The organism is Clostridium thermopalmarium DSM 5974 (genome assembly GCF_002995795.1).
GTDB classification, from domain to species: domain Bacteria; phylum Bacillota; class Clostridia; order Clostridiales; family Clostridiaceae; genus Clostridium_H; species Clostridium_H thermopalmarium.
Genome location: NZ_PVXN01000053.1, coordinates 25,945 through 46,769, shown reverse-complemented (window position 1 = coordinate 46,769; position 20,825 = coordinate 25,945). Strand labels below are relative to the sequence as shown.

Sequence of the window (20,825 nt, the reverse complement as noted above, 5' to 3'; positions counted from 1 at the left end):
CTATTCACCTATTATACCCCAAAGAGTATTAACAATAATTTCAAATTCTTCGTCATGTATTGTTCTTACGTTTAAGCTAATTCTATCTTTATTTATCCTACATATAATCGGAATATGTGATTTTCTAAGTTTTTCTTGAAGAACATTTACATTCATATTTTCTGCGGTCAATGCAACTGCTTTTCCATTAAGAGTAACACCTGGAAGAGAACCTCCTCCAACTTCATCCAGCTCATCAATTACCTCTATTGCACATTTATTACCCAACTTTTCACTTATAAGCTCTTTAAGCTTATTAGCTTTACTCAAAAGCTCTTTCTCCGATAAAGCCATCATCTTAAGAGTAGGTATATTTTGAACTGCCTTATCTAAATCCATATATAGCTCTAATGTAGCACTGAGAGCAGCAATAGTAAGTTTATCACACCTTAACATACGCATTAGAGGATTTTTCTTTATTTTATCAATTAAATCTTTTTTACCTACAATTATTCCAGCTTGACTTCCCCCTAAAAGCTTATCTCCACTGAAGGTTACTATGTCTGCTCCATTTTTTATGCTATCTTGAACTGTAGGTTCATAAGGTAAGCCTATTAATGATAAATCATATAAACTTCCACTTCCTAAATCCTCCATGATAATTAAGTTTTTTTGTTTACCTAAAGATACTAAATCTTGAAGAGGTACCTCCTCTGTAAAGCCAGTTATCTTATAATTGCTGGTATGTACCTTTAATAGTATAGAAGTTTCTTCGGTGATGGCATTAGAATAATCACTTAACCTAGTTTTATTTGTGGTTCCTACCTCTACCATTTTACAAGAGCTTCTAGCTATTATATCTGGAATTCTAAAGCTTCCTCCAATTTCAACCTGCTGTCCCCTTGATATTATAACTTCTCTGTTATTTGCCAAAGTATTAAGACATAAGAATACTGCTGCTGCATTATTATTAACTATGACCGCACTTTCAGCTCCAGTAATTCTTTTTAAAATATGCTCGATATGAGAATGCCTTGAACCTCTTCCTCCACTTTCAAGGTCGAATTCAAGATTGCTATATCCACTGCTTACCTCATTAATTAAGTTTATCGCTTCCTTAGGCATTGGAGCTCTACCTAAATTGGTATGTAAAATAACTCCTGTAGCATTTATAACTCTTTTTAATCCAATATTATTAAATTCATTAATGTATATATCGAGTTCTTTTTCGATGTAGTCAATAATTTCTTCTCTACACATGGGCTTAGGACTTTTTCTAAAATTATCTACAACTAATCGAATTGTATCTACTATAAATTCTCTTCCGTAAGTTTCGATTAGCTTTTTTACCTCTGGTAAATCAAGCAAAATATTTATAGGTGGTATCTGTCTAAAAACTTGCTGCTTATCGAAATTACTCAAAACTATGCCTCCCTTAAAAAAGTGGACATAACCTCTATATGGATAACTCCACTTAGGCTATGCCCCTTCTAACTTTTCAAATAACCGTGATTATATTTTTTTGAGTTCCTGATTGTAGTACTTCTCCAATTATCTCTGCTTTTAAATAGCCTTTAGAATTAATATCTTCTAAAAGTTCTAGGGACTTTTCCTTACATACAGAAATTAAAAGTCCTCCTGAAGTTTGAGGATCAAACAATGCAATTCTAACATCCTCTTTAACAGAGTCCTCAAAGTAAACCCATTTTCCAAAATAATCAATATTAGAATATGCTCCCCCTGGTACTGCTTTATTTTCAATTAGCTTTATTACCTTATCCATAAGCGGAACCTTTTCACTGTAAATTTTAATTTCAACTCCGCTACCTTCAGCCATTTCATAACTGTGTCCTAAAAGCCCAAAACCAGTTATATCAGTACATGCATTAACGCCAATTTTTTGCATAGCTTCAGATGCATTTTTATTTAATGTTGCCATCACATTTACAGCTTGTTGAAGTTCCCCCTCATTTATTAAGTCCCTCTTAAATGCAGTTGTGAGGATTCCTGTTCCAATTGGCTTTGTGAGAATTAAAACATCTCCCGGTCTTGCTCCTGAATTTGTTATTATTTTTGATGGATCTATGGTTCCTGTAACAGATAGCCCATATTTTATTTCATTGTCCGTTACAGTGTGCCCACCAGCTAAGACAGCACCAGCTTCTTTAATCTTATCAGCTCCACCTTGTAGTATTTTAGCCAAAATTTTAGAATCTATGGAACAAGAAAAACAAGCAATATTCATTGCTGTTAGAGGCTTTCCACCCATAGCATATACGTCACTTAAAGAGTTTGCGGCTGCTATTTGACCATACATATACGGATCATCAACCACTGGAGTAAAAAAGTCAACGGTTTGAACGAGTGCCAATTCTTCGGAAATCTTATACACTCCTGCATCATCCGACTTATCAAAGCCTACAATCAAGTTTGGATCTTTTTCTTTATCATCATCTAAATGACACAAAACTTGTGCCAAGTCACTAGGACCTAATTTACTTGCTCATCCAGCCTTTGAAGACATATGTGTAAGTCTTTTTAGTTCCTTATCACTCACGCCGCTTCCCCCTTAAATATTGTCTTAATAAAAAGATAATTATCTATTATTAGCATGAAATTAATCTACATTACGGTTTCTTTTTTATTAATTGTTGTATTACAGATATAACAGCTACAATAACTACCATTATAATTATTTGATTTAAGCTAAAAGATAAATCATCTCTTGCTTTCATCAATACGCGGATGACTTCTTCAATTACTATGAAAAATAACAAATACAGTTCATTTCTAATTATATTTTTTACTATTTCTCCCAAAAACACCCCCCAAGTCATCCTAGTAACTACTATAAAAAATAAAATATTTATGTTTCATTACTATTTTCATTCACATAAAAAATGGCGGGAACGTGTAGGAATTGAACCCACCTCGGCCGGTCTTACCACCCGACTATGGATTTGAAGTCCACGGGATCCACCAGGACCCATCCGTTCCCATATAATTTAATCCGCATAACATATTATATACCTAGCAAGGGTATATGTAAACAATTTCTTATTATTCTTATATTTTATTTATGAATATTTTTCTCAAATCTATAATTCCTTATTCTAAATTATTCAGAAAATAAAATCAACATATAGATTGTGTTTATACCTTATCTATTTCACTCATGTTTATCTTAACTTTGATTTTATGCTTTTTATAAAAATTAAATGAAGTCAGTACACAATTTTTTATAAAAGTTATGTATTGACTTCATTGTCTCTAATTTTTAAATTTATAATATATATCAATCTTTTTTTCATTCAAATTTTCATCTTCCGATACTATAATTTTTTCCACCAAGCTTTCAATAAAATTTTTATCTATATATCCTAAATCCAACATCTTATCCATTTCTTCCTTATAGCTTTCATAATATAAATTTCCTTCAATTTCATTTCTTTCTTTTAAACCTTCAACATAGCTCCTTTTTATAATTAAAAATTGCTGTCTTTTCTGTAGTGCTCTCATTAAGCTTTTAATATTTCTCTTATTTATTGGATCATCAATATCATGAGAGTACATTAACTCAACCTGGTTTTCTATTTTTTGAAGTTCTCTTTTTATCTTGTTTAATTCTTTTTTATAGCCATCTGCAGTTATAGCTTTTTTATTTTCTATTTTATATAACTCTTCTATATTGATATTGTTATCTATATATACTTTTAAATTGTTTTTTATAATTTCTAATAAATACTCTTCCTTAACAAAATGATCTGTACACTTACCCTCTCCCCTTTGACTATTAATGCAATTATATCCACCATATTTTTTATTATAGCTCATATTTTCGTTACACTCATGACATTTAAGTATTCCTGAGAATATATAATTATATTTAAACGTTTTCCTAGCGATCTCAGAACTTCTGTTTTCTTCTACAACTTCCCTTTCATTTGCTGATAATCTTTTATTTACTATCTTTTTTATAATTTCGTATAACTCTTCTTTTCCATAGTAATAATTTACTCTAACTTTCCTCTCAGTCATAACATCCCCCAGCATATTACTCTCTTACAACAATGTATATGCTAAATGAGATAGAATGTTTCTACTAAAGTTAATAAAAAATAGAATTTAACTTAATCAAAAATTAAAATTTCAACTGTAATTCTATGTTCCTTGGTAAAAATATTTACATTTTGATATAATGTTAATAAAGACACTTAATATGGAATTAAATGGAGGGAAATCAATGAAGGTATTACTTATTAACGGAAGTCCAAGACCTCATGGCTGTACTTATACAGCATTAAGAGAAGTGGCAGACACATTAGAAAAAGAAGGCATTGAAACAGAAATTTTTCACGTTGGAAACAAGCCTATTCGCGGATGTACTGCATGCGGTGGCTGCTCTAATACTAATGGTAAATGTGTATTTGATGATGATACTGTAAATATAGCTTTAGAAAAAGCAAAAGAAGCTGATGGTTTTATTTTCGGTTCTCCTGTTCATTATGCAAGTGCATCTGGTCAAATAACCTCTTTCCTAGATAGATTTTTCTATGCTGGAAGTGGGTTTGAAAATAAGCCTGGTGCTGCAGTTGTAAGCTGCCGCCGCGGTGGAGCAACAGCAGCCTTTGAGCAATTAAATAAATATTTCACTATTTCAAATATGCCTATCGTATCTTCACAATATTGGAATATGGTTCATGGAAACACCCCTGAAGAAGTAAAACAAGATCTTGAAGGCATGCAAATAATGAGAACCTTGGGAAGAAATATGGCTTGGCTTTTAAAATGTATAGAAGCAGGTAAAAAAGCAGGTATTCCTCTTCCAAAACATGAGCCAAGAGTTGCTACTAATTTTATACGTTAATTAAAATACAGGACATAGTCTTTATAAAAAGCTGTGTCCTACTTCATAAATTAAGCCAGTCAAAGTGATTATTACTCACTCCAACTGGCTATTTAAAATATTGCCTGATATGTGGGAAACCATTATCCCACTAAATCAAAGAAACTCATTTGATCGCTTTCTGGAAGTCCTCTTAGGCATCCAAACTTTCTTAATAAATCTATAGTAGCATTTCCAATCTTGGCACGTTTCTTTAAATCCTCTACGGAACTTATAGGTTTTTCTTCATGAACTGCATTATATATGCTTTCTGCAGCCACGTTACCCATACCAGATATACTATTTAGTGGTGGTCTTAAACCTTCATCCTCTAATAGGAACTTTGTAGCATGAGATTTATATAAATCAATAGGCAGAAACGTAATGCCTCTTTCGTACATTTCCAAAACTATTTCTAAATCATCATACATATCCTTATCCTTAGGTGAAGCTTCATTACCCATCATTTGAATTTCTTTCATTTTTTCCTTAACTTTTTCTTTTCCAAAAATCATATATTCTGCATCAAAGGCCTTTGCTCTTATGGAAAAGTATGCCGCATAATAAGCTTTAGGTATATGCACCTTAAACCAGGCAATTCTAAATGCCATCATTACATAGGCTGCAGCGTGCGCCTTAGGGAACATATACTTTATCTTTTTACAAGAATTTATATACCATTCAGGAACACCGTGCTTTCTCATTAACTCTTCATATTCAGGGAACTTTGGATCCTTTAGTGCCTTTCCCTTACGTACTAACTCCATTATTTTAAATGCAGAGTTTGGTGGAAGACCCTTTTTAATAAGATAAACCATAATATCGTCTCTGGTACATACAGCTTCACTTATGCTAGTAACAATCCCCTGGTCAATTAAATCTTTTGCATTTCCAAGCCATACATCTGTACCATGAGAAAGCCCTGATATACATATTAAATCCATAAATGTTTTTGGCTTTATGTCTACAAGCATTCCTCTTACAAATTTGGTACCAAACTCAGGAACTCCAAAAGTTCCTACCTGTGAATTTATCTGCTCTGGTGTAACTCCTAAAGCCTCTGTAGATGAAAATATAGACATAGTCTCCTTATCATCCATAGGTATCTTGTGAGGATCAACCCCAGTAATATCCTGAAGCATTCTTATTACCGTAGGATCATCATGACCCAGTATATCTAACTTTAACAGGTTCTGGTCAATAGAGTGATAATCAAAATGGGTTGTTATAATATCAGAATCTGGATCGTCTGCAGGATGCTGTACTGGGCAAAATTCAAAAATTTCTCTTCCTTTAGGTACTACTATTATTCCACCAGGGTGCTGTCCTGTAGTTCTTTTTATTCCTGTACATCCCTTTGAAAGTCTTGTTATTTCAGCTTTGTTTACATGTATATTTTTTTCTTCAAAATACTTTTTTACATAGCCAAAAGCTGTTTTCTCTGCTATAGTACCTATAGTTCCTGCTTTAAAGGTTGTGCCTTTTCCAAAGATAACCTCTGTATACTTATGAGCCCTTGCTTGATATTCTCCTGAGAAGTTTAAGTCTATATCAGGTTCCTTATCTCCATTAAAGCCTAAGAATGTTTCAAAAGGAATATCCATACCATCCTTATGCATATTTTCTCCACAAACAGGACATGATTTATCTGGCAAATCAAATCCAATCTTATATCCATAATCCGTGAAGTCCGAATATTTGCAGTTCGGACATCTATAATGAGGCGGCAGGCCATTTACCTCTGTTATTCCTGTCATATATGCTACAACAGAAGAACCAACAGAACCTCTGGACCCAACTAGATATCCGTCCTCATTTGACTTCCATACCAATTTTTGAGCGATAATATACATTACAGAGAATCCATTTTTTATAATAGAATCTAATTCTTTATCCAATCTTTTTTGAACAATCTCTGGCAAAGGATCTCCATACAGTTCATGAGCTCTGCCATAGGCAATATCCTTTATAGTCTGCTCACAGCCCTCAATATATGGTGTTGCCTTCTCTGGTGAGATTGGACTTATCTGTTCACACATATCTGCTATCTTATTGGTATTTTCCACTACCACTTCATATGCCTTTCCCTCTCCAAGGTATGAAAATTCCTGGAGCATCTCCTCAGTAGTTCTTAAGTATAATGGAGCTTGATTATCTGCATCCTTATATCCTTGACCTGCTTCAAGAATACGTCTGTATATCTCATCTTCAGGATCCATAAAATGAACATCTCCCGTTGCCACTACAGGTTTATTAAGCTTCTCTCCAAGACTTACAATCTTTTTATTTATTTCCTTTAAATATTCTCTATCTGGTACATGACCTTGTCTTACCAAGTAATCATTATTGCCTAAAGGTTGAATTTCTAAATAATCATATTCTTCTGCAATAGCTTCAATTTCTTCATCTGATTTTCCAAGTAAAATCGCTTGATAAAGCTCTCCCTCACTGCAAGCACTTCCAAGTATTAATCCCTCAGAATATTTTTTATAAAGGCTTTTTAATATACGAGGCTTTTTATAAAAATAATCTAAATGAGAATATGATACTAATTTATATAAATTCTTTAATCCTACATAATCCTTTGCTAATATTATTGCATGATAAGTCTTAAGTTTTTTATATTCTTCCATCTTAGCTTCTTCATCAGAAGCAAACTTATCTATATCATCAAGAGTTTCTACTCCTCTTTCCTTTAGTTTATCAAGCATTACATTAAACACCTTAACAGTAGTATCAACGTCATCTAAAGCTCTATGAGCTACTTCAACACTTATGCCAAGCTGCTTTGCAATTCTTCCTAATTTATAAGTTTTAAAATTAGGAAATAGCTCCTGTGCTAATGACAAAGTATCCAAGTATGTAAAATCAAAATCATATCCTAAAACTTTAGCAGTATACTTTAAGAAACCTATATCAAAATCAGCATTGTGAGCAACTAGCACGCTGCCATCTATAAAGCCTAAAAGCTTAGGAAATACCTTTTCTATAGTTTCTGCATCTTTTACCATATCATCAGTTATTTTTGTAACTTCCACAACCCTTGCAGGAATAGGCTTTTCTGGATTTACAAAACAACTGAATTTATCTATTACTTTGCCATCTTTAAGCTTCATAACTCCTATTTCAGTAATTTTTTCCGTCTTTGGTGAAAATCCTGTAGTTTCTAAGTCTAGTACGCAATAAGTTGTATCAATACTCTGCCCCTTAGAGTTGGTTACAGAAGGCTTCTTGTCTGGTGCTAAATAAGCTTCCACTCCATATATAACCTTCATATCTGGATTATCCCGTCCAAGAAGCTTATGTGCCTCAGGAAAAGCCTGCACAACTCCATGATCTGTTATAGCAATAGACTTCATTCCCCAACTCATAGCTCTTTTTATTAAATCAGTAGCACTGGTCATAGCATCCATTTGGCTCATCTGTGTATGCATATGAAGTTCTACTCTCTTAACCTTTGCATTATCTATTCTCTTGTTTTTCTTTATGCCTTCTGTCTCTATTATAGTATTTGCAATAAGTTCAACTTCTCCTGAGAACTTACTATAACTTGCATTTCCAACAAGCCTAACTCCTTTTGCACTTTTAAGTCTAGATAGCACTTCACCATCTTCTCCAGGCTTAACAAAGCATTTACAAGTCATAGAAGTTGAACCATCATATAAGTCAAAGGAAATCAAAGTTTTTCCACTTCTTAACTCCTTTGCTTCTATATTAGATATTTCTCCCTCTATTGCTATTCTTCCCTCATCTGGTGTGATATCAATAATTTTTATAACAGGCTCCTTAATTTTACTATTTTTGCCTAGTATAAGAGTTGGATCACTCTTTTTCCCACTAACCTCTTTTACTTCTTTGCTTGATGCTGGGGCTTCTTTCGGTGTATTACTGCTTGATGCTGCCTTAATTTCATTTTGAATTAATAACCTTTCTTTTTCACATTCTTGTTCCATTCTTAGTAATTCTTCAGGGCTAATCTTATCAATAAAATTTATTTTATATGCTGTACCATACATATTCTTTATGGCTTCGTAAACTCTTTTATCATAATCCATGGCCTTTAAAAAGTTCGATACAGCAGATTTAAAATTAAAATTTATTGTGTTTTCATATACTTCATATTCACATTTGTTCATTACTGCCTTTAAAGCAGGATACTTATTTCCAATAGAAAATATAATATCTTGTAGCTCCTCTTCCAATGGCTTTTTCTCTGTTCCATCAGCATAATTTACGGCAATTTTAGAATCCTCTAAGTCAAATCTTTTTTTTATAAAATCTTTAAGAGATTCCAGTTCTCGTATTTCAATATACTTATCTGACTTAATTTTCAACTCTAGGGTTTTAGTATTTTTCTTTAAAATAACCCCTTCTACAATAGCAGTATCTATGTTTTCTCCCAACTTATAATCACTAAAAATTTCGTTTATTTTTTTCATCGCCCATGCTTACCTTCTTCCCAAAATTTTTAGTCTGTTACTATTATAAGTGTAAGGCTAAACTTTGTCATGTAAAAAAAGAGGCATAAGTTCGCTTTACTTCAAAAAGTATTCTTATACCTCTTTATATTATTCATTAAATATAATATTATTCTAATATTACTTATGTTTATATTGCCAAATTAAATTTTAATAAACACATTAGATTTTTCTAACATTCCATTTTATAAAATTAACTACTCCAATACTAAAAATAAAAGTTAATATTAAGATATTAAAAATGCTCAAGTTAAGCTCTATTAGTTGCCCATACATTATTTGACCAGGTACAACACTTGCTGTAGCAACCGCAGTAGAAAAAGCACTAACCTTTCCCAACATTTCTTCACTTATCTCCTGTTGAATGTACGTTAAAGATATAATATTAGATAAAGCTAAAGATAACATTATCCCAAAGCCTCCTATAGAATAAAGCCCTAAAATAATAAATTTATTTTGTATACTTAAGTAAGTAGATATTCCCATAATCAGCAGAGCTGCTACCATAGGGTACATGGTCTTATGTAACTTTTTCATAATAAATAAATTAGGGTTTAAAGTTATTAAAGTGGCTCCTATTATCATACCTAAAACAAATACTCCTTCTACATAACCATATATACTAGAAGGCATATCCAATTTTACATTAATGAAATAAGGAGATACAACACTTAAAACAGGTACTACAAAGATATTAGTCAGTGCATAGGAAAATATAATTCCTAATACAATTTTCTTTTTATTCTTTAAATATACAAAGCTTTTTTTCATCTCTTTAACAGATTTTAAAAGAGGATTGTTTAATTTTTCTTTCACCCCTAAATCAGGAATATCTAAAAGCAGCTCTAAAATGGCTGAGATAAAAAAGCTAATAGCATTTATTACTACTATCATTTTCATACCAACAAAACCATATAATAGTCCAGCAATTATAGGTCCAGCTAGGTTGACTATATATCCCACCTGTTGAATTATTGCATTAGCAGTAGCTAGTTTTTCTCTTTCAACAATTTGTGGGATACATGATGTAACAGAAGGACTATATAAAGTATAGATAGTAGACAGTATGAACATTACAACCGCTATTATTATGCTGCTGTCTTTTCCACTAATTATTATTATAGAATACCCCGCCATTAAAACACTGCTTAAAAAATCAAGATAAACCATTATCTTTTTTCTATTTATTGTATCCGCCAAAAGCCCTGCAATGGGTGCAAATAATATATATGGAATATTTGATATTGCTAATATTATAGAAAAAGTTTTAGCACTTCCTGTTAAATCTAAAATATACAATGACATACAAAATCTTTGAATTGCATTTCCAAACAAAGAAATTATCTGTCCAATAACTACTATAACAAAGTTTTTATTTTTCATTATTTCACCTTATAAGTTCATAATCTATGCAAATTGGGTATCTTTTATCTTCACTTAATTGTAGCTTAGCATCTATTCCATAAATCTCTTTTAAGCTTTCTTTTGTTATAACTTCCCTTGGAACACCCTTGCAAACAATCTTTCCCTTTTTTAGTCCGATTATATTATTTGCAAATCTGCAGGCATTGTTTAGTTCATGGAGTACTATAACAACGGTAATATTCTTTTGTTTATTTAATTTTTCCAATACCTCCAGCACTTCTAGTTGATAAGACATATCTAAATAAGTTGTTGGCTCATCTAACATAATTATGTCGGTTTCTTGTGCCAAGGTCATTGCAATCCAAGCTCTTTGCCTTTGTCCTCCAGATAAATTCTCTATTTGCCTATCCGCAAAGTCCTTAAGCCCTGTTTCCTCAATTGCCCACTCTATAATTTCTTTATCATGTTTTTTAAGTCCACCTATGATTTTTTGATGTGGAAATCTTCCAAATGCCACTAATTCCTTAACTGTTATTCCACTTGGGCAAACTGGTCCTTGAGGTAGGAAAGCTACTTGGGTTGCTATATACTTTTCTTTTTGATCTTTAATGTTTTTCCCATTTATAAAGATTTCTCCATTCTTTGGCTTTATAATCCTTGCTATAGTTTTTAGCAAAGTTGATTTTCCACATCCATTAGCACCTATAATTATACTTATTTCTCCTTTTGGAATTGAAAGATTCATATTATCTATTATTAAATTATCTTCATAACTTACGGATAAATTTTTTACACTAATAGCTTCCATATATTTCTCCTTCATCATTAAATAATTAAGGAAATTTTTAAATCAATATAAAAATCTATATTTATTTAACAGTTAGTAAATAAATAAAATATGGTACTCCAAATATTGAAATTGTAATTCCTACTGGTATTTCAATTGGAGAAAATAAATTTCTCGAGACTGCATCTGCAAACAAAATTATTATTACACTTATAATTGCAGATATTGATAGAAAGTTTTTATGATAAGGTCCAACTAACTTCCTAGCCATATGAGGACATATTAGTCCAATAAAACCTATGTTACCTGCAAAAGCTGTAGCACCACCAGCAAGAATAACTGCATAGGTTAAAAGCTTTTTTCTCTCCCTGTTCAAATTTAAGCCAAGAGAAATTGCATGTTCATCTGAGAGATTAAGAACATCTAGCTTTTTATGATTTATTATTACTAAGATAAACATTAGAGTAACTAATGGAATTAGTATCTTTGCATAACTCCAGCCAGATCCCCATAGGCTGCCGGAAATCCACACTAGCACTCTATTATAATCATTTACTCCACCTCTAAATGTAAAGAATATAATAAAAGCATTTAGTCCTGCATTTATTCCAAGTCCTATGAGCAGCAGCCTTTTGATCCTAATTCTACTTCTCCCTGACAAGAAATAAATTAAAGCAGCTGAAACTCCTGCACCTAAAATAGCCATAAAAGGCAGTACATATATAGAAAAGTTCCCAAGTTCACTATAATAGTTTGCAGTTTTTAATGAAATAAAAATAACTGCTGCTACTGCTGCCCCTGCATTAATACCAATTATTGAAGAATCAGCTAGTTCATTCTTTGTTATAGTCTGTAATAAAGCTCCTGCTGTGGACAAAGCTACAGAAACAGAAATTCCAACCAACATTCGTGGAATTCTAATATTTAAAAGTGCTGTCCTTTGCAGCTTTGTACCTTGTCCTAATAAAATCTTTATAATATCTAAAGGCGGAACTTTATAACTGCCCCAGCTTAAATATACAGTGAAAGATATTATTAAAAGGCTTAATAATACTAAAGCAGTTATTTTTGAACTTCTTTTTTTCATATTAGCCTTTCTCCTTTCTTGCTACAGTTATAAAGAACGGAACTCCTATCAAAGCTGTAAATACTCCTATTGGAGTTTCATATGGGTTGTAGACCATTCTTGCAGCAATATCGGAAAAGGTTAAAAGCACTGCTCCTAATAGAAAAGAGGACGGTATTACCTTTCTATAATCTTCTCCTAACACTTTCCTTACAATTTGAGGAACTATGAGCCCTACAAAACCAATGTTTTTCCCAACAGCAACAGCAGCAGCGCACATTGGTATCATCACAAGTAAAGCCCACAATCTTATTCTTTCAGGATTTTCTCCCAAGCTTATTGCCACATCATCTCCTAGGCTCAATATATTTATCTTTTTTGAAAGTAAAATGGCTATAATTAAGCCTAATATCCCAACTATTGCAACTAATTTGGTATCTGCCCATGTTGCATTTCTAAAACCTCCAGCTACCCAAAAGGCAATAAGTTGAGATTTATTTGACAAAAGTCCAACAATAGTTGTTAAAGAAATAAAGAAAGTACTCATAGCAGTACCTGCTAGAAGTATTTTTGTAATTGAAGTATTATTGGCTTTTCTTGACATAAATCCTATAACTATAATTCCGCTAAACACTGCTCCAATTAAAGAAGCTATCATAACATTTGTAGTATTTATTGAAACTTCAGCAGCATAAAATATTGCAACAACTAAAGTAGCTCCCTGACTCACTCCAAGAAGTGAGGGTTCTGCTATAGGATTCCTTGTAACTCCTTGAATCATAGCTCCTGTAACCCCCAAAATCCCTCCAGTTAAGAGTACAGAGAGTGCTCTTGGAATGCGCACATCCCTGATTAATACAATATCAAGCTTTTCATTATAATTAAAAATGCTATGCCATATTTCTGAAATTCCAATATGAGAAGTTCCTAGACTTATAGCTAAGAACATCCCAATTATTAGAACAAAAATACTGCAAATTATAAAAGTTATTGTCCTTTTATTGCCCTTTTCCATTTAACATCTCCACGATTTCATCTAAAAGCTTTTCTCTACCAATGGAACTATATCCTTGCGTAAAGTAAGGTGAAGCACCTAATTTAGTAACATTGCCTTTTTTTACAGCAGGAAGGCTATTCCATATTGTATTTCCTTCAAGAACTTTTAGATCTTCATCTGTTCCAATAACAAATATATGGTCTGCGTTTATTTTTGCCAATCCTTCATAGGTTACAACAGGTAAACTTATATCCTTTTGCTCAGGCATACCTGATGGCTTACTTAATCCCATATCTTCATATAAAACATTTCCAAATCCTGCTTCATCAAACACATAAAATTGGCCACCGCTTGCTAAGAAAGAAAGGTAGGTTTTATCTTTACCCTGAGCTTCTTTTACCTTATCTCCAGCTTCTTTTGATTTTCTATGGTAGTTTGTAAGCCAAGCATTCGCAACTTCTTCTTTATTAAAGACCTTTGCAAAAGTCTTAACATCTTCCTTCCAATCTAACGCTTCTAACTTGATCATAACTGTTGGAGCTATTTCCTTTAATTGATCATACATTTTTTCTTGTACTGTTGAAATTATGATTAAATCTGGATTTAAATTCATTATGGCTTCAATATCCATTGTGTCCTGCATACTATAGCCTAATATTGTTGCATCCTTTAAAGTATCTTCTAAATATGTAGGGAACTTTTTATAATCATAAGCATCACTATTAGCAGTTCCTATTACCTTATACCCTAAAATAGATAAAATATCGCTATTACCGCTTAGGTCCACTATTCTTTGAGGCTCTGCAGGAATTTCCACCTCTCCTTTAACATCAGTCACCTTAACAGTTTCTAGTTTTTCTTTTACTGCAGAATTATTTGTATTATTTGTGCTTCCACAACCAACAAGAAGTATGGATGTAACACAAGCTACTAAAATATTCTTTAATAATGATTTTTTCTTCATTTTATTCTCCTTTCAAATGTATATGATTTTCATTCTCAATAAAATAATTGTATATGATTTTCATTCTCATTTCAATACCTATATTTATTTTCTCATAAATATAAAAAAAGCTGCTGATAAAAATTCAGCAGCTAATTCTATACTTTATAATATTAACTCACCTTTTCATTATATTCTTGTTCATTTTCTGCGCTTTCTTGTTTATTAGTTTGTTCCCTTAAATACTTACGATTTTTATAAACACCAACGGTTAAAAAAGGAATTATTATGATAGCTATTCCTAAATATCCCATGTACCCGTAGCCGTATTTAACTATACTGTCCAAACCTGCCATGGAAATTCCAACTGATAAAATCATAATAAAACATGATGCAACAATTTTTCTCACAATAACTTTATTGATTCCTGATAATATCTTTGCGTTTTGGAACTTTTCAACAAAGCCATAAACAGTCGTTACTCCTGTAGAAATAAGGCAGAGAAATAATGATATGTTATATGCCCAAAACACATATTTTTTTCCTAACTGATTGCTAATATAAAGTGATGGTAGTGTACTTTCTCCAGCTTGGGTAAATTCTGCGTACCACCCTAAAAGCATTATAATAGACAATACCAATGCAATTGAATTGATAAAGAATGCTATCAGCATTGAACTTGAAATTTGTCTTTGATTTTTTAGCGTTTTACCGCAGGAAATCATTGTTGGTATAAAAACTGATTGAAAACCCGCATAAGTAAAAGCCTTTAAAAGTCCTTTAGGAATATTTCCTTGGCTGTTTGAAGATGTAAGGATAGTCATTATTTCTGGAATTTTAGCATTAATACCCAGAACAAATATTATTGCGCAGGAAGTCAAAATTCCAACAGACATTATTGTTGATACACTAGAAACCACTTTTGCCCCAAAAATTGTTAGTACTAGCAGTATTGCTACTATAAAAAACACAGCGTATACATATGGAATATTGTATGTCTTGTTTAATAAGGATGCTGCTCCTGCAAATACAGCCCCAACAGCACAAAAAACTAAAAGATAGAAATAGATATCAAACAAAACTGATAATTTATCAAAAGGATGATATAGATTTTGAAAAAGCTCCTTACAGCTTCCAAGATTTCTTGAATTGTACATAATCATACATTCACGAAGTGTTAATGTTAAAAGTGCCATGGCCACTAACGCCATAATTGGTGCAGTCCGCCCATACTGCACATAGTATTGTGTTGCTTGATTTCCTGTGGCAAAGCCCCCGCCTGCATGGGAACTGAATAATACACAGGCCACTGCAATTGCAGAAGCAATCTTTTTGCCCCTTAATGTTGTTTGTTCTTTCATTTTAATAGCCCCCAATAAAATTTTTATTAATAGATTTATAATAAATAATTTTCCATGAGAAATGGGATAAAAGAATCTTCCTTTTTCATGGAAAACTATTTATTCTATTAATTAAAAAATTTTTCACATATCCGCTCCAAGGCTAGTTGAGCATTTCAGTAACGTTGTTTATCCCCAATCAACAACCTTCTGAAAATGCTTAATACTCCTTAGCATAGCGTTTATATTGCCCCAAAATTTGTTTAGATGAAATATACCATCAAAAAATTAGCTTGTCAATACTATTTTGGGAATTTTTATAATATTTTTACTTTAAAGTGTTATCATGATATAACTATAGTAAATATTAAAAATATGAACTGTTTAACATATGCTAACTAACAATTCTGTAATATACTCGTGACGTTAAAAGATACACAGCACTATAAAAGATAGCAAATACTAAAATCGTTCCTGCTGTGCATAATGCAAACAGACTAACATTGGTTAAATTAAGCACTTCTAAAAGCTTAACAATAACTTTAAAGGCAAAAGCAATATGAACAACTGCTGTTACAAGCGGTATAAAAAATACCATGAGAACTTGACTTCCAATAGACTTTTTTATTTCTTTTTTGCTCATTCCAACTTTTTGCATAATTTCAAAACGTCCTCTATCATCATAGCCCTCTGAAATCTGTTTGTAGTATATAATAAGAACCGTTGCCATAATAAACAACACTCCAAGGAAAATTCCAAGGAAGAAAAGCCCACCATATATAGAGAAGAAAGATTCTCTAGATTCTTCTAATCCTTCACAGCGACCAGCTATAGATAGATCTTCCATTTTCTTGTTAATATCATTTACTAAGACAATCTCGCTTTCAGCACTATTATCAGTATCAAAAGAATAGTAATAAAATAAATTAACCTTTTTGCCCTTAAACTGATTGCTAGAAAGATAAATTGTTTCAATTATCTTCTCATCAGGCACCACAATATAGTAGTTATTATAAACATTTGAAGATACTATATTATCTATGGTTAAGGCCTCTAATCTTTCCTTTATTTTAAACTCATTGTTTAAAATATTAATAGTATTATAATCTATTCTTTCCCTATTACTATATATTAGCACCTCATTTTCCTCTAAATTAACAGATTTGTTTTCTATGTGATTATACTCACTTAATGTTATAAAATTTAATATGCATACGCTGCTTACAAAAACAGAATCATCATGGGCTTCTGTAAAGGAATTTTTATCCCGTACCATAACAAAAGGTATAGAACGATATTTAACTACATTTTTCATAGAAAGATCTTTTTTTTCTGCCTCTTCTTTTATAATATTATCTAAAGTTTGTATATTTTCTTTAGATGCATTATCTATGCTTATTAAAATATCACGTGGATATAGTGTTCTCAGCACATCTTCCATTCCAATATATAGTGACACTGTAGTGGAAATCATTACAAGAACACAAGTTGAAAGAATGCATATATTAGCAAGCCCTACTGCATTCTGCTTCATTCGATAAATCATGCCAGAAACACTTATAAAGTTCTTAGTCTTATAATAAAATTTTTTATTTTTCCTAAGCATCTTTAAAATAGCAATGCTTCCAGCAGTAAACAATGCATAAGTTCCTATCATAACTAAAATTACTGCTACGAAGAACATATTAAGTGCTGCTAAAGGAGATTCGGTAGTTAAGGCAATATAATAACCTGCTCCAAGGGCTATAACTCCAATTAAAGTAAGAACCCATTTAGTCTTTGGCTCCTTCTCACCAACCTGTCCACCATTAAGAAGTTCAATCGGCTTTGCAATATGAATCTGTCTTACATTATTTGCAAGATTTAATGCAAAAATAATTACAAAAAGAATAGCTGTTTTAATAAGAGAAGTAATTGATATAGAAAATCCCATTGGTACTTTAAAATTTAAAATTTTAAGAAGAATCAAAAACATAAGCTTGCTTAGTACAATCCCACCTAAAAACCCTGCTGCCATGCTTATAATGACTGTAAAGAAGGTCTCCCAAAGCAAAACCCTTGCAATATGCTTCTTCTCCATACCTAGTATATTATACAGTCCGAGCTCCTTTTTACGTCTCTTAATAAGAAAACTATTAGTGTAAAATAAAAATATCACCGAAAAAATGGCAATGACATAGGTTCCTAAATTCAGTATTGTTTTTAGACTATTTCCTCCAGACATACGGTCTAAGCCCTTATTTACTGATATAAAATCCATGATATAAAACATTATAATAGTACATATACAAGTTATAATATAAGGGAAATAGGTCTTTCCATTCTTTTTAATGTTGGTTAAAGCTAATTTTTGATAAAACATACTATTCATTTCTAACACCACCTGTAGCGATTATAGTAAGGGTATCAGAAATCTTTTGATACATTTCTTCTTGAGACATGGATGCTCTATAAAGTTGATGAAATACCTTTCCATCCTTTATAAATAGTACGCGGCTTGCATGGCTTGCTGCCTTTGTACTATGAGTAACCATTATTATTGTTTGTCCTTCCTTATTTATATCATTAAATAGATGTAATAACTCGTCACTTGAATGAGAATCCAGCGCTCCAGTAGGCTCATCAGCAAGAATAAGCTGAGGATGAGTGATTAATGCTCTAGCAACAGCTGCTCTTTGCTTCTGACCTCCAGAAACCTCATAAGGATACTTTTTCAAGATATTATCAATTCCAAGCTTTTTAGCAATGGGCTTTAGGCGGCTATTCATCTCGTCAAAAGATTTTCCAGAAAGGACAAGGGGTAAAAATATATTATCTTGTAAAGAAAAAGTATCAAGTAGATTAAAATCCTGAAATACAAATCCCAAGTTGTCACGTCGAAACTTAGAAATTTCGTGTTCTTTAAGATCTATGATGCTTTTCCCATTGAGAAGCACTTCACCACTTGTAGGCTTATCTAGAGATGCAACAATATTAAGTAATGTGGTCTTTCCTGATCCAGATTCCCCCATTATAGCTACGTATTCTCCTTTTTCTACAGAAAAAGATACATCCGATAAAGCCTGAACATGATTTCCTCCAAAACGGCTAGTATATATTTTTTTAAGTTTCTTTACTTCTAATATAGCCATAAAATATTCCTCCTTGCATTATCATCATCTTCAGTATAGCAAAAGGAAGAAATGTTCACCTTAACTTTGGCTTACACTTCTTCCTTTAACCTTACGTTCTTGTAAGGTTACAATAAATCTTACTCCGTATTTACTTTAATTGTAGAAAAATCTATCATTACCTTTGTACCTTTATCCACCTCAGATTCTATAGTTATGCCATGAGAAAGTTTAGATAAAATCTGCTTGCATAAATATAGTCCAAGGCCTGTGGAGGTTTTATTCCATCGTCCATTGTATCCCGTAAAACCTCTTTCAAATATACGTGCTAAGTCTTCTTTTCTTATTCCAATACCTGTATCTTCAATTATAAGTGTCTTTTCTGATAAATTGTCCATATAAATTGAAATGATTCCCTCATTGGTATACTTTAAAGCGTTTGATAAAATTTGTTCTATAACAAATACTAGCCACTTTTCATCTGTTAAAACCTCACAGTTTAATTCATCAAAATTAAGCTTTATTCTCTTTCTAATAAATATCCTAGCATACTTTCTAATTGCCTGTTTTACTATATCATCTAAGCTATATTTTTTAAGTATAAGGTCTGAGGATATACTCTCAATTCTTAAATACTGAAGTACGAATTCCACATACTCTTCTATTTTAAAAAGCTCCATAGAAAGTTCAGAATTCTGCTCACTTTCCTCTCCTTGAAGAATTAAGCGCATTGCTGCAATAGGAGTTTTAATTTGATGAGCCCATAAAGTGTAATAGTCTATTAGTTTGCTTCTACTAATTTCTGCATTATAATTAACTTGAATATTCTCTTTATAAATAGCATGAACCAAATCCTGATAATCTTTTTCGATTATATCTTTAGGATCAGGCAATTTATCAATATTTAATGTAGTGTTATTTTTTAAATCCTGTAATAATTTATTACGCTTATAATATTGAAATAAATCTATAGAAAATAAAATTAAACTTATGAGAGCATAAAGTACAGCAGCATATGCCACAGGTTCTATAGGCAAATTATAAAGATAAAACACTAATGCAAAGGTTGATGGAAATAAGAAAAAGAGAATAATCCCTTTAAGATGTAACTTAAAATATGAAATTATAAGTTTAAAAAATCCTGATTCCTTCATATTACTTCACCATATATCCTATACCCTTTTTGGTTTCAATAAAATCAAACAATCCTATATCCTGCAGTTTTTTACGAAGTCTAGTTATATTTACGGTGAGAGTATTATCATCAATATAGTTATCCGTTTCCCAAATCCTTGTCATAATAGTATCTCTAGATACAGCTTTGCCTTTATTTTCAATAAGAATTCCAAGTATCTTATTTTCATTTTTAGAAAGCTCAATCTTTTTACCTTGATAGCTTAAAGTTGAATCATTTATATTAAGTATTGCTCCTTTATGCTCTAAAAGATGAGTCTGCCCAGCAAAATCATAGGTGCGCCTAAGCATTGCTTGAACTTTAGCTGTTAACACATTAAGATCAAAGGGCTTTGCAATAAAATCATCTCCACCCATATTCATAGCCATAACAATGTTCATATTATCTGAAGCTGAAGAAATAAAAATGATAGGTACCTTAGAAAGCTTTCTTATCTCATTGCACCAATGATATCCATTAAAAAAAGGCAAAGATATATCTAAAAGAACAAGCTGTGGATTATAAGAAACAAACGCCCCAAGCACATCTTTAAAATCTGTTACACATTCCGCTTCAAATCCCCAAGACTGTATATGATTTTTTATTGACTTAGCTATTATTAAGTCATCTTCTACTATGAGTATTTTGTACATAAATATCCTCCTCATTTATTTTTGTTCCTATATTAATGTAGTTTATCA

General features: G+C 31.9%; 16 protein-coding genes and 1 tRNA gene. 1 reads left to right on the top strand and 16 read right to left on the bottom strand.

Annotated elements, in window-relative coordinates; genetic code table 11:
• From selA to CPAL_RS09260, 5 genes are all read right to left on the bottom strand, one after another.
• Complete coding sequence (selA, locus tag CPAL_RS09280; RefSeq protein WP_242976304.1) at positions 1-1,401, bottom strand: L-seryl-tRNA(Sec) selenium transferase; 1,401 nt, start codon at positions 1,399-1,401, stop codon at positions 1-3.
• 76 nt (positions 1,402-1,477) lie between these two features.
• Positions 1,478-2,503 carry a selenide, water dikinase SelD gene (gene selD, locus CPAL_RS09275; RefSeq protein WP_082787831.1) on the bottom strand — a complete coding sequence of 342 codons (1,026 nt, stop codon included), beginning with the start codon at positions 2,501-2,503 and terminating at the stop codon, positions 1,478-1,480.
• A gap of 103 nt (positions 2,504-2,606) precedes the next feature.
• Positions 2,607-2,798: a hypothetical protein gene (locus CPAL_RS09270; protein WP_061857622.1), complete on the bottom strand. Its 192-nt coding sequence runs from the start codon at positions 2,796-2,798 to the stop codon at positions 2,607-2,609.
• 82 nt (positions 2,799-2,880) lie between these two features.
• Positions 2,881-2,977 (bottom strand) — tRNA-Sec (locus CPAL_RS09265).
• Positions 2,978-3,249: 272 nt separating this feature from the next.
• Positions 3,250-4,017 carry a recombinase zinc ribbon domain-containing protein gene (locus tag CPAL_RS09260; protein ID WP_165815374.1) on the bottom strand — a complete coding sequence of 256 codons (768 nt, stop codon included), beginning with the start codon at positions 4,015-4,017 and terminating at the stop codon, positions 3,250-3,252.
• 205 nt (positions 4,018-4,222) lie between these two features.
• Here CPAL_RS09260 and CPAL_RS09255 point away from each other — a divergent pair, with 205 nt between their 5' ends.
• On the top strand, positions 4,223-4,846 hold the full coding sequence (locus CPAL_RS09255) for a flavodoxin family protein (RefSeq protein WP_106024473.1): 624 nt from the start codon (positions 4,223-4,225) through the stop codon (positions 4,844-4,846).
• 122 nt (positions 4,847-4,968) lie between these two features.
• Here the strand turns inward: CPAL_RS09255 and polC are convergent, their stop codons facing one another.
• The 11 genes from polC to CPAL_RS09200 form a co-directional block, all read right to left on the bottom strand.
• On the bottom strand, positions 4,969-9,303 hold the full coding sequence (gene polC / locus CPAL_RS09250) for a DNA polymerase III subunit alpha (RefSeq protein ID WP_106024472.1): 4,335 nt from the start codon (positions 9,301-9,303) through the stop codon (positions 4,969-4,971).
• A 201-nt stretch (positions 9,304-9,504) separates the two neighbouring features.
• Positions 9,505-10,725: an MFS transporter gene (locus tag CPAL_RS09245; protein WP_106024471.1), complete on the bottom strand. Its 1,221-nt coding sequence runs from the start codon at positions 10,723-10,725 to the stop codon at positions 9,505-9,507.
• A 4-nt stretch (positions 10,726-10,729) separates the two neighbouring features.
• Positions 10,730-11,515: an ABC transporter ATP-binding protein gene (locus CPAL_RS09240; protein WP_061857627.1), complete on the bottom strand. Its 786-nt coding sequence runs from the start codon at positions 11,513-11,515 to the stop codon at positions 10,730-10,732.
• Positions 11,516-11,576: 61 nt separating this feature from the next.
• Positions 11,577-12,581: a FecCD family ABC transporter permease gene (locus CPAL_RS09235; protein ID WP_061857628.1), complete on the bottom strand. Its 1,005-nt coding sequence runs from the start codon at positions 12,579-12,581 to the stop codon at positions 11,577-11,579.
• 1 nt (position 12,582) lies between these two features.
• Complete coding sequence (locus tag CPAL_RS09230) at positions 12,583-13,575, bottom strand: FecCD family ABC transporter permease (RefSeq protein ID WP_061857629.1); 993 nt, start codon at positions 13,573-13,575, stop codon at positions 12,583-12,585.
• A complete protein-coding gene (locus CPAL_RS09225; protein ID WP_061857630.1) occupies positions 13,559-14,521 on the bottom strand; it encodes an ABC transporter substrate-binding protein in 963 nt (320 codons plus the stop codon). Before CPAL_RS09225 ends, CPAL_RS09230 begins: the two co-directional genes overlap by 17 nt.
• A gap of 152 nt (positions 14,522-14,673) precedes the next feature.
• Positions 14,674-15,861: a hypothetical protein gene (locus CPAL_RS09220; RefSeq protein WP_061857631.1), complete on the bottom strand. Its 1,188-nt coding sequence runs from the start codon at positions 15,859-15,861 to the stop codon at positions 14,674-14,676.
• A gap of 373 nt (positions 15,862-16,234) precedes the next feature.
• Entirely contained in the window at positions 16,235-18,211 is a 1,977-nt protein-coding gene (locus tag CPAL_RS09215) for an ABC transporter permease (protein ID WP_106024470.1), read from the bottom strand.
• Positions 18,204-18,971 carry an ABC transporter ATP-binding protein gene (locus CPAL_RS09210; protein ID WP_106024469.1) on the bottom strand — a complete coding sequence of 256 codons (768 nt, stop codon included), beginning with the start codon at positions 18,969-18,971 and terminating at the stop codon, positions 18,204-18,206. The genes CPAL_RS09215 and CPAL_RS09210 overlap by 8 nt, the downstream gene beginning before the upstream one ends.
• Before the next feature lie 119 nt (positions 18,972-19,090).
• Entirely contained in the window at positions 19,091-20,104 is a 1,014-nt protein-coding gene (locus tag CPAL_RS09205) for a sensor histidine kinase (protein WP_106024468.1), read from the bottom strand.
• 1 nt (position 20,105) lies between these two features.
• Positions 20,106-20,777 carry a response regulator transcription factor gene (locus CPAL_RS09200; RefSeq protein WP_106024467.1) on the bottom strand — a complete coding sequence of 224 codons (672 nt, stop codon included), beginning with the start codon at positions 20,775-20,777 and terminating at the stop codon, positions 20,106-20,108.
• Positions 20,778-20,825: the final 48 nt, after the last annotated feature.

Bases quoted from the DNA above. Each gene is read 5' to 3' on its own strand.
- CPAL_RS09260 (WP_165815374.1), bottom strand. From the start codon at position 4,017: ATGACTGAGAGGAAAGTTAGAGTAAATTATTACTATGGAAAAGAAGAG.
- CPAL_RS09255 (WP_106024473.1), top strand. From the start codon at position 4,223: ATGAAGGTATTACTTATTAACGGAAGTCCAAGACCTCATGGCTGTACT.
- polC (WP_106024472.1), bottom strand. From the start codon at position 9,303: ATGAAAAAAATAAACGAAATTTTTAGTGATTATAAGTTGGGAGAAAAC.
- CPAL_RS09245 (WP_106024471.1), bottom strand. From the start codon at position 10,725: ATGAAAAATAAAAACTTTGTTATAGTAGTTATTGGACAGATAATTTCT.
- CPAL_RS09240 (WP_061857627.1), bottom strand. From the start codon at position 11,515: ATGGAAGCTATTAGTGTAAAAAATTTATCCGTAAGTTATGAAGATAAT.
- CPAL_RS09235 (WP_061857628.1), bottom strand. From the start codon at position 12,581: ATGAAAAAAAGAAGTTCAAAAATAACTGCTTTAGTATTATTAAGCCTT.
- CPAL_RS09230 (WP_061857629.1), bottom strand. From the start codon at position 13,575: ATGGAAAAGGGCAATAAAAGGACAATAACTTTTATAATTTGCAGTATT.
- CPAL_RS09225 (WP_061857630.1), bottom strand. From the start codon at position 14,521: ATGAAGAAAAAATCATTATTAAAGAATATTTTAGTAGCTTGTGTTACA.
- CPAL_RS09220 (WP_061857631.1), bottom strand. From the start codon at position 15,861: ATGAAAGAACAAACAACATTAAGGGGCAAAAAGATTGCTTCTGCAATT.
- CPAL_RS09215 (WP_106024470.1), bottom strand. From the start codon at position 18,211: ATGAATAGTATGTTTTATCAAAAATTAGCTTTAACCAACATTAAAAAG.
- CPAL_RS09210 (WP_106024469.1), bottom strand. From the start codon at position 18,971: ATGGCTATATTAGAAGTAAAGAAACTTAAAAAAATATATACTAGCCGT.
- CPAL_RS09205 (WP_106024468.1), bottom strand. From the start codon at position 20,104: ATGAAGGAATCAGGATTTTTTAAACTTATAATTTCATATTTTAAGTTA.
- CPAL_RS09200 (WP_106024467.1), bottom strand. From the start codon at position 20,777: ATGTACAAAATACTCATAGTAGAAGATGACTTAATAATAGCTAAGTCA.